This window comes from Candidatus Solirubrobacter pratensis (assembly GCF_000425945.1).
GTDB classification, from domain to species: Bacteria; Actinomycetota; Thermoleophilia; order Solirubrobacterales; family Solirubrobacteraceae; genus Solirubrobacter; species Solirubrobacter pratensis.
The window spans coordinates 358,162-371,231 of sequence record NZ_AUEK01000009.1 but is presented as its reverse complement, the minus strand read 5'-3'; the positions used below and the strand labels follow the sequence as shown (position 1 = coordinate 371,231).

Below are 13,070 nucleotides of genomic sequence, written 5' to 3'. Positions count from 1 at the left end.
GTGCGCGCGTGCTCCTGGGCGTAGATGTCGGTGGGACGTTCACGGACGCCGTCCTCGCGGTCGGCGACCGGCTGTTCACCGCCAAGGCGCCGACGACGCCTGAGGACCAGTCCGAGGGCGTGCTCGCGGCGGTCGAGGCGGTGCTCGAGCGCGCGCGGGCCGAGGCGGGCGACGTGACGGAGTTCGCCCACGGCACGACCGCCGCGACCAACGCCCTGCTCGAGGGCGAAGGCGCGCGGACGGTGCTCGTGGCCACCAAGGGCTTCGAGGACGTCGTCGAGCTCGGCCGCCAGGCGCGCGCCGACCTCTACCGGCTGTGCGTCGCGCGGCCGGCGCCGCTCGTGCCCCCGGAGCTGCGCGTCGGCGCCGACGAGCGGATGACGCCCGACGGCCCCCTGCAAGCACTCGACGCCCGGAGGACCGCTGACGCGATCGCCGAGCTGGACCCCGAGTCGATCGCCGTATGCCTGCTGCACGCCTACCGGCATCCGGAGCACGAGCGCGCGCTCGGCCAGGCGCTCGCGGAGCGGCTGCCCGGCGTGCACGTCTCCTTGTCGCACCAGGTCGTCGGCACGTTCCGCGAGTACGAGCGCGCGGCGACGACCGAGCTCGACGCCGCGCTCTCCCCGCTGCTGGCGGCCTACCTGCGGCGGCTGACCGAGCGTGCCGAGGAGGCCGGGCTGCCGCACCCGAGCGTGATGCAGTCCTCCGGCGGCCTCGCGGCGCTCGAGGAGGCGGCCGACCACGCGGTGCTCACCGTGCTCTCCGGTCCCGCGGGCGGCGCGGCCGGCGCGGCGTGGGCGGCGACGGCGGCGGGTGAGCCCGACACGCTCTGCTTCGACATGGGCGGCACGAGCTGCGACGTCTGCGTCGTGCTCGGCGGCGAGGTGCGCGAGGCGTCGGGGCGCGAGGTCGGCGGCCGCCCGGTTGCGCTGCCGATGCTCGACATCCACACGGTCGGCGCGGGTGGGGGCTCGATCGCGTGGCGGGACGCCGGCGGAGCGCTCCGCGTCGGTCCGCGAAGCGCCGGCGCGCGCCCCGGCCCGGCCGCCTACGGCCACGGCGGCACCGAGCCGACGGTCACCGACGCCAACCTGATCCTCGGCCTGCTCGGTGACGAGGCGCCGCTGGCGGGCGGGATCGCGCTCGACCGCGAGGCGGCGTCGAAGGCGATCCGCGAGCTCGGCGACGCGCTGGGGCTCGGCGAGCGCGAGACCGCGGAGGGGATCGTCCGCGTCGCCAACGCCGAGATGGTGCGGGCGCTGCGGGTGATGACCGTCGAGCGCGGCGTCGACCCGCGCGAGCTCGCGCTGATGGCGTTCGGCGGCGCCGGGGGCCTGCACGCCGCGGCGATCGCGCGCGAGCTCGGGATCACGAAGATCCTCGCGCCGCGGGCCTCGGGCGTGCTTGCCGCGCTCGGCCTCGTCGTGTCCGAGCGCCGCCGCGACGCCCAGCGCAGCGTCCTGCTCGCCGGCGACGCGCTCACCACCGACGCGATCCGCGAGGAGGCGGAGAGGCTCGCCGGCACCGCCCGCGAGACGCTCGAGGATGCGGACATCCGGCTCGTCGCCGAGCTGCGCTACCGCGGCCAGGCGTTCGAGCTCTCGGTCGAGCTCGGGGACCTTGACGCGGACTCGCTCGAGCAGGCCTTCCACGACGCCCACGAGCAGGCATACGGCTATTCTGACCCTGAGGTGGAGGTTGAGCTCGTGACCTTGCGCGCGACCGCCACGGTGGCCGGCCCGGCGATCGACGCCGACGCGCGAGGCGAGGCGCGGCGCGGGAGACGGCGCGCGATCCTCGACGGCGAGGAGCACGAGGCGGAGGTCATCCGCGGCGAGCCCGCGCCCGGCGAGGAGATCACCGGTCCGGCGATCGTCGAGCTGCCCGAGGCGACGCTCGCGGTCCCGCCCGGCTGGCGCGGCGAGGTCCTCGGCAACGGCACGATCAGGATCGAATGGACCCCGTAACCCTTCGTGTCGCCTCCGGCGCGCTGCGCGCGACCTGCGAGGAGATGGGCGCGGTCCTGATCAAGGCCAGCCACTCGGCGAACATCAAGGAGCGCCGCGACGCGTCGTGCGCGCTCTTCGATCCCGACGGCCGGATGGTGATGCAGGCCGAGCACATCCCGGTGCACCTCGGCGCGATGCCGGCGGCGGTCGCCGCCGTCGCCCGCGAGCGGCACGAGCCCGGCGTCGCCTGGGTCCTCAACGACCCCTACGCCGGCGGCACACATCTCCCCGACATCACCGTGATCACGCCGGTGTTCGCGGGTGAGGAGCTGATCGGCTTCGCCGCCAACCGCGCCCACCATGCCGACGTCGGCGGGCCCACGCCAGGCTCGATGCCGGCCGACTCCAGGACGCTCGACGACGAAGGCGTCGTGATCGCGCCGCGGCGCCTCACCGCCGCGGCGATCGACGAGATCGTCGCCCGGATGCGCCAGCCCGAGCAGCGCCGCGCCGACCTGCGCGCCCAGCTCGCGGCCAACCGCACCGGCGCCGCGCGGCTCGCCGAGCTGCACGAGCGGATGCCGCTCAAGGAGGCGATGGACGCCACGATCGAGTACGCCGAGCGGCGCACCCGGGCGGCGCTGGAGGCGCTCGAGGACGGGACGTATCGCGCGCAGGACGTGCTCGAGGCGGTCGAGGGCGACCTCGCTGTCAAGCTGGCCGCGACGGTGGACGGCGACACGCTCCACCTCGACTTCACCGGCACCGACCCCCAGCACGACGGCAACCTCAACTGCCCGCTGGCCGTGACCGTCTCCGCCTGCTGGTTCGCCGTGCGCGTGCTGACCGACCCGGACATCCCGCCCAGCTCGGGCGCCATGGCACCCGTCACCGTGACCGCGCCGGAGGGCTGCCTGCTCAACGCGACCGCTCCCCACGCGGTGGTGGCCGGCAACGTCGAGACGTCCTCGCGCGTCGCCGACCTCGTCCTGCGCGCATTCGGCCGCGCGCTCGGCCAGGGCACGATGAACAACCTCACGCTCGGCAACGACCGCTTCACGTACTACGAGACGCTGGGCGGCGGGCAGGGCGCGTGCGCGGATGCCGACGGCCCGAGCGCCGTCCACGTGGCGATGTCGAACACGCTCAATACGCCGGTCGAGGCGCTCGAGCTCGAGTTCCCCCTGCGCGTGAGGACCTACGCGGTGCGCCGCGGCTCAGGCGGCGGCGGCCGCCACAAGGGCGGCGACGGCGTCATCCGCGAGCTCGAGGCGCTCGCCCCGATGGACTACTCGCTGCTCACCGAGCGCCGCCGCCACGCTCCGCCGGGCGCGGACGGCGGCGAGCCCGGCGCCAAGGGCCGCAACCTGGTGGACGGCCAACCGCTGCCGCCCAAGGCGCGCGGTAGCCTGGCGCCCGGTCAGACGTTGAGGATCGAGACGCCGGGAGGTGGTGGGCATGGCTGACCGTGCCGTCGGGTTCATCGGGCTGGGCATCATGGGGTCGCTGCAGGCGGCGAACCTTGCCAAGGCCGGGTATGAGCTGACCGTCTACAACCGCACGCGGGAGAAGGCCGACGCGTGGGCCGCCGAGCACGGCGGCACCGTGGTCGACTCGCCGCGCGAGGTCGCCGAGCGCTCGGACGTCGTGATCACGATGGTCGTCGACGGACCGCAGGTCGAGGCGATGGTCGACGCGGCGCTCGAAGGCGCGCGCGATCACACGCTGTTCATCGACATGTCGACGATCGCGCCCGGTACCGCACGCGGGCTCGCGGAGAAGCTGAGCGAGCGCGGCCACGCGTTCCTCGACGCGCCGGTCACCGGCTCCTCGCCCAAGGCGAAGGCCGGGACACTCGTGATCATGGTCGGCGGCGCCGGCGAGGACCTCGAGCGTGCGCGCCCGCTGTTGGAGGTGATGGGCGAGAAGATCGTCCACTGCGGCGAGGCCGGCCAGGGCCAGGCCGTGAAGGTCATCTCGAACACGATCACCGCGATCAACGCCGCGACGCTCGCGCAGGGCCTGACGGTCGCGCGCCAGGCCGGCGTGGACCTCGACGCACTGCTGGAGGCGATGGAGGGCGGCTCGGCCGACTCGACGATGCGCTCGCTCAAAGGCCGTCCGATGATCGAGCATGACTTCACGCCATTGTTCAAGCTTGCCCATATGCTCAAGGACATACGGCTCTGCCTTGCCGAAACGCGCACGGCAGGCAGCGCATTTCCGTTTGCTGGTCTTGCTCAGGAGCTCTACGGCGCCGGTATCGGGCGAGGACTCGGCGACGAGGACTTCTCAGCCGTGATCCGCGTCGTAGAGGGTCTCAACGGCGTTTAGATGGCGCGTTGGCGCTCCGTGCAGAAATTCGTGCATATCGCCAAGAACAGTGTTTTTTGCAGGGATATTTTGAGTTCTCGCGACTTTGTGCATAGTATGTGACGTCCCGCCGGGTGGTTTCCGGGTCGCAGTCTCGGGCAGGGTCGTTGCGGCAGGTCCCCCTTTGTGGGATTCCGCTGGTCTTTAACTCCATCTCCCCCCACCTCTATGCCGATCGCTTTCAAGGAATGGGCCGTCACCGTGCGCGCGCTTGCAGAGGGTGAGCAGCTGCTCACGCTCCGTAAAGGCGGTATTCGCGAGCCGAACAAGCACTTCGAGCTCGAGCACGACCGCTTCTTCCTTTACCCCACCTTCGATCACCAGCGCAACGACCTCGTGCGCGAGTCGCATCACCCCGAGCTGCGCCGTGCGCTCGAAGAGGGCGTCTGGCCCGACGGCGAGCCGCCCAGCCGCGCCCTGACGACGGACGGCGGCATCCCGCAGCCCGACCGCGTGCGCATCCGCGCGTGGGCCGAGGTGGCCGGCACGTGGACGATCACCGATCGCCGCGCCCTCGACGCGCTGTCGCCGTTCCACGTCTGGACGACCGACTACGCCGAGAAGCGGCTGGCGTGGAAGCGCCGGCACCCGCTCAACGTCCTGCTCCTCCGTACTTATCGCATCCCGCGCCCGGTCACCGTGCGAGTACGCGACGACTACGGCGGCTGCCGCTCGTGGCTGGAGATCACGCGCGACCTGCCGTTCGAGGGCACGCCGGTGCTGTCGGACGAGGAGTTCGACCGCGCGTCCGAGGAGATCGGCGCGATCGCCGACTCCAACGGCGTCGCCGCCTACGTGTAACGCCCGGCGTTTGGGGGTATCGGCGCGGGCGGTGCCCGCGCTCCGCGTCGCCGTGGCGTTCTCGCTGCTCACAGCGGCGCCCGCGTCTGCGCAGCTCCCGCCGCTGCCGATCCCCACGCCCGCGCCGACGGTCGCGCCCGGCAACTACCAGGCCGACGACGGCGGCGGCTTCCGCTCGATCCTGCCCTCCGGCACGCGCGGCCGCTACTCGCTGACCGAGCTGGCCGCGTTCCTCACCACCGGCGCGACGGTCCCGCACTGCTGCGACCAGCTGCCGACGTACGACGGCCTCAACCGCGCCGTCCCAGGCTTGACGGCGGCGGCCGTCCCCAGCTACTTCAAGGACGCGAGCTTCGGCGTCCCCGCCGGCCAGGCCGAGCGGACGTACTCGCCGCGCGCCGACGTCACGATCGTCCGCGACCGGGCGTTCGGCGTCCCGCACGTGTACGGCCGCACGCGCTCCGGCGCGATGTTCGGGCTCGGCTACGCCGGGGCCGAGGACCGGCTGTTCTTCATGGACGTGCTGCGCCACGCCGGCCGCGGCGAGCTGTCGAGCTTCGCGGGCGGAGCCAACCAGGCGCAGGACGCCGAGCAGTGGGCGGTCGCGCCCTACACCGAGGCCGACCTCGAGCGCCAGGCGCGCGACCTGCCGAGGTACCTCGGCGCCCAGGGCGCGCAGATCGTCGCCGACGTCGACCAGTACGTCGCCGGGATCAACCAGTACATCCTCGAGGCCAAGCTCGATCCGGCGAAGCTGCCGGGCGAGTACGCCGCGATCGGCCGCCCGCTCGGGCCCGACCCGTTCAAGCCCGCGGACCTGATCGCGACAGCCGCGATGGTCGGCGGCATCTTCGGCAAGGGCGGCGGCGGCGAGCTCGAGTTCTCGCGGCTGGCCGATGCGCTGGAGGCGCGCTTCGGGCGAATGCTCGGCGACCGCGTGTTCCGCGACTTCCGCTCGGCCGAGGACCCGGAGGCGCCGGTCACCGTACGCTCGGAGCGCTTCCCGTACCAGGTTCCGCCGCGCCGGCCGCGCGGGGTCGCACGGCCTGATCCCGGCTCGTTCAAGGCGTCTCAGCCGGCGACCGGCGGCTCGATCCTCGGGTTCCCGGCGCGCGCCTCGAACGCGCTGCTCGTCGCGGGCGCGCACTCCAAGAGCGGGCATCCGCTGATGGTCGCGGGCCCGCAGGTCGGCTACTTCAACCCGCAGATCCTGATGGAGGAGGACGTCCACGCGCCGGCGAGCGCGGACGGTCCGGGGATCGACGCGCAGGGCGCGTCGTTCGTCGGCATCAACCTCTACGTCCAGCTCGGCCGCGGGCGCGACTACGCGTGGAGCGCGACCTCGGCGGGCCAGGACATCATCGACACCTTCGCGGTGCCGCTGTGCGACGCGACCCACTACCGGTTCCGCGGCGCCTGCGAGCCGATCGAGGTGCTGGAGAAGACCAACGCGTGGGTCCCGACGGCGGCGGACCAGACGCCTCCGGGAACGCAGCGGTTGCGGGCGGAGCGGACCAAGCTCGGGATCGTCGCCGGGCGCGGGACCGTGCACGGCCGGCCGGTGCTCTTCACCAAGCTGCGCTCGACCTACTTCCACGAGGTCGACTCGGCCGCGGGCTTCATGGACTTCAACACGCCGGCGGCGGTGCGCGATCCGGCGAGCTTCCAGCGCGCGGCGGCAAAGATCGGCTACACGTTCAACTGGTTCTACGCCGACGACCGGCACATCGCGTACTTCAACTCAGGCGACAACCCCGTCCGCGCCGCGCGCGTCGACCACGACTTCCCGGTCAGCGCGACGTACGAGTGGCGCGACTGGGACCCCGGCACCTGGCGCGCGCGGTTCACCCCCGCGAGCGAGCACCCGCAGGTCGTCGACCAGGACTACCTGGTGAACTGGAACAACAAGCAGGCGCGCGGCTACCGCTCGGCGGACGAGAACGCCTACTCGTCGACCTACCGGTCGGTGCTGCTCGAGGATCGCGTGAAGGCGGGCATCGCCGGCGGTCGCAAGATGGACCTGGCGCAGCTGATCGGCGTGATGGAGCTGGCGGGGACCGAGGACCTGCGGGCCCACGCGGACCTGCCGCTCGCGCTGCGCGTGATCGGGTCCTCGCGCGAGCCGGCCGTCGCGAAGCTGCGCGCCTGGCTGCGCGACGGCGCGCTGCGCAAGGACGCCGACGGCGACGGCGTCTACGAGCACGCGGACGCGATCCGGATCATGGACGCGTGGTGGCCGCGCTGGCTACGCGCGCAGTTCGAGCCGGTGCTCGGCAGGACCGCGTTCGACACGCTGACGGCCACGATCGCGACCGACAACCCGCCCAACAACCACGGCCAGCACCTCGGGTCGGCGTTCCAGGGCTCCTGGTACGGGTTCGCGAGCAAGGACCTCCGGACCGTGCTCGGGGACAAGGTCCGCGGCAGGTACGCGCGCACCTACTGCGGGCGCGGCTCCTTGGCACGCTGCCGGCGCGCGCTCCTGAAGTCGCTGAAGGCGGCGGCGGCGGTGCCGGCGTCCGAGGTCTACGGCGGCGACAAGGTGTGCGCGGACGCCGGCAAGGCGGGCGACCAGTGGTGCTTCGACGCCGTCCGCCAGCGTCCCATCGGCGGCGCGACGCAGCCGCTGATCGCCTGGATCAACCGGCCGACGTTCCAGCAGGCCGTCGAGGTGCAGACGCACGTGGCGCGCTGAGCGCGGCGGCGACACAGGCGACGCCGGCCAGCAGGGTTCCGAGGCGGGCGCCGGGACCGGCGAGGACGGGTCCCGCGAGCGCGGCGCCGGCGGCGTAGACGCCGGTCCGCAGGCCCGCCGCGCTCGTGAAGACCTGCGCGCGCAGGTGCGGCGGCGACCAGCGTGAGCGGGCGGTCATCAGCGCCGCGATCGCGACGCCCTGCGGCGCGCCCGTGAGCGCGGCGGCGGCGAGCGCCGATGGGGGGCTCGGGGCGGCGGCGAGCAGAGCGAGGCCGAGGCCCTGGGCGAACGTGCCGGCGGCGACGAGGCCGAGCAGGCCGCGGCGCGCCTGCAGCGCGGGTGCGAGGGCTGCGCCGGCCAGTGCGCCCGCGGCGACCGCGGCGAGCAGCAGGCCGCCCGCCTCCTCCCCCGCCCCGAGCGCGGCCGCCAGCGCGGGCGCGCCGACGCCCATGAAGCCCCAGGGGAGCTGCGCGAGCATGGTGATCAGCGTCACGGCGCGCAGGTCGGGGGTGCGCAGGAGGTGCGACGCGCCCGCCCGCAGGACCGGCCACGGCGCCTCGGCCGCGCGCTCGCCGTCGACCGCGCGCGGCAGGCTCAGGACCGCGGCGAGGCCGGCGAGCGCCAGCGCGACCTGGAGCCCGACGGCGGCGTGCGCGCCGGCGGCCGCGGCGGCGCCTCCCGCAAGCGCCGGCCCGGCGACGTTGACGACGTTGTAGGTCATCGAGTCCAGCGCCGCCGCGCGCGGCAGGCGCTCCGGCGCGACGAGCGAGGCGACCATGCTGGAGAAGCCGCCGGTGACGAGCGGCTGGGTCAGGCCCGCCAGCGCGGCGCACGGCACCATCAGCGGCGCCGGGACGGCGAGCATGGCGGTGAGCGCCGCGGCGAGGAGCACCTGGTTGCCCGCGATCGCGTAGCGGCGGCGGCCGGCGACGTCCAGCCAGGCGCCGAGCAGCGGCGCGGTGACGAGCGTCGGCAGCAGCGCGGCGGAAGCGGTCAGACCCCCGAGCGAGGCGCTGCCCGTGCGGTCGAGGACGAGCAGGATGGGCGCCAGCCACATCGCGTCGGCGAGGCGGCAGGCTGCCGCGGCGAGGAGGTAGCGTCGCACGTAAGCGGCACGCTACCCGTTATCGCTTACAGGAAACGGGCGGACGGAGAACGCGCGCGTCAGCCGCTGCGGTGACGCCGGACGTTCATCCGCGTCGAGCAGGTGCGCGAGCAGTAGCGGCGGTCGCCGCGCGGGGAGGTGTCGGCGAAGACGCGCTGGCAGTCGTGCGCGGCGCAGAACCGGAGCCGGTCGAGCCCGCGCTCGGCGGCCAGCGCGGCGAGCTCGGTCGCGGCCGTGACCGCGATGCGGTCGGCCGGGGAGAGCTCCTCGGTGGGCGCGCGCAGCGACCAGCGCGTGGACGCGGAGGAACCGCCGGGGGTGGCCTCGCCGCCGGGGATGGCCTCGCCGCCGGGGGCGGAACCGCCGGCGGCGGTGGCCCAGCCGGCGGGCAGCAGCCGCAGCGTCGCCCCGCGCGCCAGCAGCGGGTTCAGGGCGGCCGCGAGCTCGCCCATGTCGCGCGCCTCGAACGCCGTGAGCAATCGCCCGCGAACCTCGCGCAGCTCCTCGACGGGCGCCGGCTCGAGCCCGTACGGCTCGAGCAGCGCCGCGACCGCGTCCGGCCCCGTGAGCTTCTCCGGGGGGTCGGCCGGACGCGGCCGGGTGTTCACGAGGTCGGCGGCGAGCGAGCTCACAGCGTCGTCGCGAGCCACTCCTGGGCCGCCGGCACGTGGGCCGGGTCGATGTGATGCGCCGCGCCGGACTCGTGATAGGAGACGTCGAGCCCCGCCAGCGTCTCGCGCGCCGTCCGCGCGAACGCGACGTCCATCACCGGGTCGTTGCGGCCGTGCGCGATGAACACGCGCGGGCGGCGGGTCAGCTCGGGGGTCCAGCCGTCGACCGTCGGGATGAAGCCCGAGAAGGCGAGGATCCCCGCCGGCGCCGGGCGGTCGCCGCCCAGGCCGAGCGAGTAGCTCATGACCGAGCCCATCGAGAAGCCGCCGAACACGGTCTGCGCGGGCGTGAGCCCGGTGCGCTCCCACAGCTCGTCGTGCAGCGCGCCCAGCGCGCGGTAGGCGGCCTGGAAGCTGTCATGGTCCGGGTAGCCGACGCGCGGCACGAGGTACCAGTGGTAGCCCGGCCAGCCCGGGATCTGCAGCGGCGCTCGGGGGGTGACCACGTGCAGCCGGCGCTCCGGGTCCAGCACGTCGCCCAGGCCGAGCAGGTCCTGCTCGTCGGCCCCGCGCCCGTGGTGCAGCACCAGCAGGCCCTCAGCCGTGCCGGCGGCCGGACGCTCCTGATAGACCAGCTCGCTCAATGTCCTCACGATAAGCCTCCCCCTACGCGACGCGCGCGGTGCGCGGGTTCTCGACGGGACGCAGCGTGGACTCCAGATGCTCGCGCAGGTGCTCGTGCTGCTTGGGCAGCTTCAGCCCCTCGCCGAGGTGCGCGGGGTCCTCGTCGACGGCGAAGCCCGGGCTCAGCGTGGCGATCTCGAACAGCACGCCGCGCGGCTCGCCGAAGTAGATCGACTGGAAGTAGTCGCGATCGCGGACGTCGCTCACGTAGCCGCCGGCGGAGGCGATCCGCTCCTGCCACGCGAGATGGTCCTCGTCGCGCGAGCCCCAAGCGATGTGGTGGACCGTGCCCGCGCCCTGCGCGCCGCGCGCGGCCGGCGCCGGGTCGTAGGCCCAGTTGAAGCGGCGTTCGGAGCCCTCGAGCACGTACTCGCCCGCACCCTGGTAGGTGAAGCCGAGCGTGTGGGTGAGGACGCGCTCCTCGACGTTGGCGTACACGCTGTAGGCGCGCGCACCCTCCAGGCCCGTGATCGCGTGCTCGGCCGGGATCTCCGGATGCGCGGCGGCCAGCGGCGGGTTGCCGAGCGAGCTGACCACCAGCTCCAGCTGCAGGCCGTCGGAGTCGGTGAAGCGCAGTGAGCCCTCGCCGCGGGTGCCGCCGACGCGCGCCTGCCAGAAGTCCAGCGCCGCCTCGCTCGCGACGCCGAGCTGCAGCGTGTGGATCATGCCGATGCCCGCGCGCCCGCGCGCCGCGCCGGGGAACTCGAACCAGGTCAGGATCGAGCCGGGGGCGCCGGTCTCGTCGCCGAAGTAGAGGTGGTACGCGTCGGGCTGATCGAAGTTCACCGTCTTCTTCACCAGCCGCAGGCCGAGGACGTCGCCGTAGAAGCGCGCGTTCTCCTGCGCGTCGCCCGTGATCATCGTGATGTGGTGGAGCCCGACCAGGTTCATGGTTTCGCCCTTCAAGTAGTTGTGCGTGCAACTATAGCGAGGCGTGCGTCATCCTCAAGGGGTGCCGTGGGTCGAGAGCGCGTCGGAGACGTTCGTGGCGCGCCATGACGAGCGCGACGCCGAGGACGCCGCGCGCGTGCTCGCCCAGCTCGAGCACGCGCGGGCGCGCTTGGAGGAGCGCTTCGAGGCGCGGCCGGGCGAGCTCGCCGTCGTCCTGCACCCTTCGGCCGCGCAGCTGGACGCGGCGCAGCCGTGGCTGCCGATCGCCCGCCGGCTGACCGCACCGGCGGCGCGGCGCTATGTCGTCGGCTGGGCGGGCGAGCGCGAGCTGCACGTGCTCGCCCCGCGACTGCTCGCGCACCGCGCGTCGAACGTCGAGGGCTCGCTGGAGATGCTGATGCTCACGCCGTCGGCGCTGCTCGCCCGCCGTTACGTGGCGGCCGGACACCCGCCGCTCCCGCCGCCGTTCCGGCCCGGCCGGATCGCGCGCTGGGGACGCTGGGCGTGGCTCGTGGAAGGCGCCGCGCAGTGGCTGTCGGGCCAGACGCGGCACGTGCACCCCGCGGTGGCGCGGCGGCTGCGCGAGGGCGGCGAGCCGGAGTTCCCGCCCAATCGCGCGGATGCGCTGCTGTTGGGCGGCACGGTGTTCGACCTGCTCGCGCGCGAAGAGGGCGAGCGCGCGTGCATCACGCTCGCGCGCGGTCCGCATCCGGACGGCCCCGTGCGCGCGCTGGAGATCGCGTTCCCGCGGGCGTTGCGGCACACCGAGCGCGCGTGGCGCTCGCACCTCGCGCGGCTGTAGACGCGCGCCGCCCTACAGCGTCGCGCCGGCGACCGGCGACGGCCGGCGCTGCGCGCCCTGCGCGAGCGCGGCGCCCACGACGAACGTCGCGATCACGAGGATCGAGACGAGCGCGAGCACGACGGCGAGGACGCGGACCCATGCGGGACGCGCCGCGGGCGGGCGCAACGGCATGCGCGCCGGCACGCCGAGGATCTCGCGCGCGGCGTCGGCCCCGGACGCCGCGACGACGATGTCGCGCGGCCCCGCGGCCAGGAAGTCGGGCACGTCGAAGCCGCCGGAGCGCCGCACCAGCGATGGGATCCCCTCCTCGAGCAGCAACCCCTGCAGCAGCTCGGCCTCCGCCTGGTGGCGCGCCGTCGCGACCCGCGTCAGCGGTCCTTCGGCATAGCCCGGCCGCACCTTGCGCGCCTTCTCGCGCAACTCGGTCTCCGGCGGGAGCACCGCGTCGTGGTGCACCAGGGGCACGCCGCAGGCATCGCAGAAGCGCTCGTCCGCCGCGTGATGCCTCCCGCACCCCGGGCAGACCAGGGTCATCCGTCGACCTGGAGCTCGACCTGCGTGACCTCGTCGCCGACGATCGACCACGTCCGGAGGTCCGGCTGCGCGTTCTTGACGCCCACGATCAAGTAGAGCGTGCCGGGGAACGCCGGCATGTCGGTGCCGCCGAGCTTGGCGAGGTTGATGTCGGTCTGCGACGGGACCGGGTCCGACCGCGTGTGCGAGTGATAGATGATGCCGAGGTCCTGCCCGGCGTCCTCGATCGTCTCCATGATCCGGTACTGCTCGGCCGGATCGATGATGTAGCGCAGCGGGCTCGCCGCGGCGTTGCGCGCGCGGTGCACCGCGACCGCCTCGCCGTTGCGCGAGGCGATCATTCCACAGCACTCGTTCGGCGCCTCCTCGCGCGCGTGGGCGACGACGTCGTCGAGGAGCTGTCGCGGGATGCGCAGAGCTACTTGGCCCTCGGGAGCGGGGTGGCGTCCTCTTCGTCCTCGCGGCGCTCGCCGCTGAGGGAGTCCTTGAACTCTCTCATGCCCTTCCCGAGGGATTTGCCGACCTCGGGCAGGCGCTTGGGCCCGATCACGATCAGCGCGATGACGAGGACGATGATGAGCTCGGTGGGACCGATGTTGTTGAACGGCATGGACGTTCC

13 protein-coding genes are annotated in these 13,070 nt (G+C 73.8%); 6 read left to right on the top strand and 7 right to left on the bottom strand.

Going from position 1 to position 13,070, the window contains the following annotated elements:
- Positions 1-8 precede the first annotated feature (8 nt).
- From H958_RS0115210 to H958_RS37550, 5 genes are all read left to right on the top strand, one after another.
- Positions 9-1,970, top strand: coding sequence for a hydantoinase/oxoprolinase family protein (locus H958_RS0115210; protein ID WP_028059302.1), 1,962 nt, complete (start codon positions 9-11; stop codon positions 1,968-1,970).
- Positions 1,958-3,418 (top strand): hydantoinase B/oxoprolinase family protein, encoded by a 1,461-nt coding sequence (locus H958_RS0115205; RefSeq protein ID WP_028059301.1) that lies wholly within the window; start codon positions 1,958-1,960, stop codon positions 3,416-3,418. The genes H958_RS0115210 and H958_RS0115205 overlap by 13 nt, the downstream gene beginning before the upstream one ends.
- On the top strand, positions 3,411-4,286 hold the full coding sequence (locus H958_RS0115200) for an NAD(P)-dependent oxidoreductase (protein ID WP_028059300.1): 876 nt from the start codon (positions 3,411-3,413) through the stop codon (positions 4,284-4,286). Before H958_RS0115205 ends, H958_RS0115200 begins: the two co-directional genes overlap by 8 nt.
- A gap of 207 nt (positions 4,287-4,493) precedes the next feature.
- Positions 4,494-5,126, top strand: a complete 633-nt coding sequence (locus H958_RS0115195; protein ID WP_028059299.1) for a DUF1802 family protein — start codon at positions 4,494-4,496, stop codon at positions 5,124-5,126.
- A gap of 31 nt (positions 5,127-5,157) precedes the next feature.
- Positions 5,158-7,821: a penicillin acylase family protein gene (locus H958_RS37550; protein ID WP_051324288.1), complete on the top strand. Its 2,664-nt coding sequence runs from the start codon at positions 5,158-5,160 to the stop codon at positions 7,819-7,821.
- Here H958_RS37550 and H958_RS37545 read toward each other — a convergent pair.
- From H958_RS37545 to H958_RS37535, 4 genes are read right to left on the bottom strand one after another with little or no spacing between them, the layout of a single operon-like run.
- The gene (locus tag H958_RS37545; protein ID WP_051324287.1) at positions 7,766-8,926 is read right to left on the bottom strand and encodes an MFS transporter; all 1,161 of its coding nucleotides are present in this window, start codon (positions 8,924-8,926) and stop codon (positions 7,766-7,768) included. The two genes, H958_RS37550 and H958_RS37545, sit on opposite strands and share 56 nt — an antisense overlap.
- Before the next feature lie 59 nt (positions 8,927-8,985).
- Positions 8,986-9,558 carry a CGNR zinc finger domain-containing protein gene (locus H958_RS43410; protein ID WP_156028001.1) on the bottom strand — a complete coding sequence of 191 codons (573 nt, stop codon included), beginning with the start codon at positions 9,556-9,558 and terminating at the stop codon, positions 8,986-8,988.
- Complete coding sequence (locus H958_RS0115175) at positions 9,555-10,190, bottom strand: alpha/beta hydrolase (protein WP_037410162.1); 636 nt, start codon at positions 10,188-10,190, stop codon at positions 9,555-9,557. Before H958_RS0115175 ends, H958_RS43410 begins: the two co-directional genes overlap by 4 nt.
- Positions 10,191-10,203: 13 nt before the next feature.
- Positions 10,204-11,112 carry a VOC family protein gene (locus tag H958_RS37535; RefSeq protein ID WP_037410161.1) on the bottom strand — a complete coding sequence of 303 codons (909 nt, stop codon included), beginning with the start codon at positions 11,110-11,112 and terminating at the stop codon, positions 10,204-10,206.
- Between the two features lie 61 nt (positions 11,113-11,173).
- On the opposite strand from H958_RS37535, the gene H958_RS0115165 reads away from it, so the two are divergent.
- A complete protein-coding gene (locus H958_RS0115165; RefSeq protein WP_028059296.1) occupies positions 11,174-11,914 on the top strand; it encodes a hypothetical protein in 741 nt (246 codons plus the stop codon).
- 12 nt (positions 11,915-11,926) lie between these two features.
- On the opposite strand, the gene H958_RS0115160 is transcribed toward H958_RS0115165, so the two are convergent.
- The 3 genes from H958_RS0115160 to H958_RS37525 form a co-directional block, all read right to left on the bottom strand.
- A complete protein-coding gene (locus H958_RS0115160; protein WP_196807357.1) occupies positions 11,927-12,382 on the bottom strand; it encodes a putative signal transducing protein in 456 nt (151 codons plus the stop codon).
- A gap of 65 nt (positions 12,383-12,447) precedes the next feature.
- A complete protein-coding gene (locus H958_RS37530; protein WP_231379260.1) occupies positions 12,448-12,861 on the bottom strand; it encodes a Mov34/MPN/PAD-1 family protein in 414 nt (137 codons plus the stop codon).
- Positions 12,862-12,869: 8 nt separating this feature from the next.
- Entirely contained in the window at positions 12,870-13,061 is a 192-nt protein-coding gene (locus tag H958_RS37525; RefSeq protein WP_037410159.1) for a Sec-independent protein translocase subunit TatA/TatB, read from the bottom strand.
- Positions 13,062-13,070 lie beyond the last annotated feature (9 nt).

Coding starts and splice junctions, on each gene's coding strand:
- H958_RS37535 (WP_037410161.1), bottom strand. CDS start 11,112: ATGAACCTGGTCGGGCTCCACCACATCACGATGATCACGGGCGACGCG.
- H958_RS0115205 (WP_028059301.1), top strand. CDS start 1,958: ATGGACCCCGTAACCCTTCGTGTCGCCTCCGGCGCGCTGCGCGCGACC.
- H958_RS37525 (WP_037410159.1), bottom strand. CDS start 13,061: ATGCCGTTCAACAACATCGGTCCCACCGAGCTCATCATCGTCCTCGTC.
- H958_RS0115200 (WP_028059300.1), top strand. CDS start 3,411: ATGGCTGACCGTGCCGTCGGGTTCATCGGGCTGGGCATCATGGGGTCG.
- H958_RS0115195 (WP_028059299.1), top strand. CDS start 4,494: ATGCCGATCGCTTTCAAGGAATGGGCCGTCACCGTGCGCGCGCTTGCA.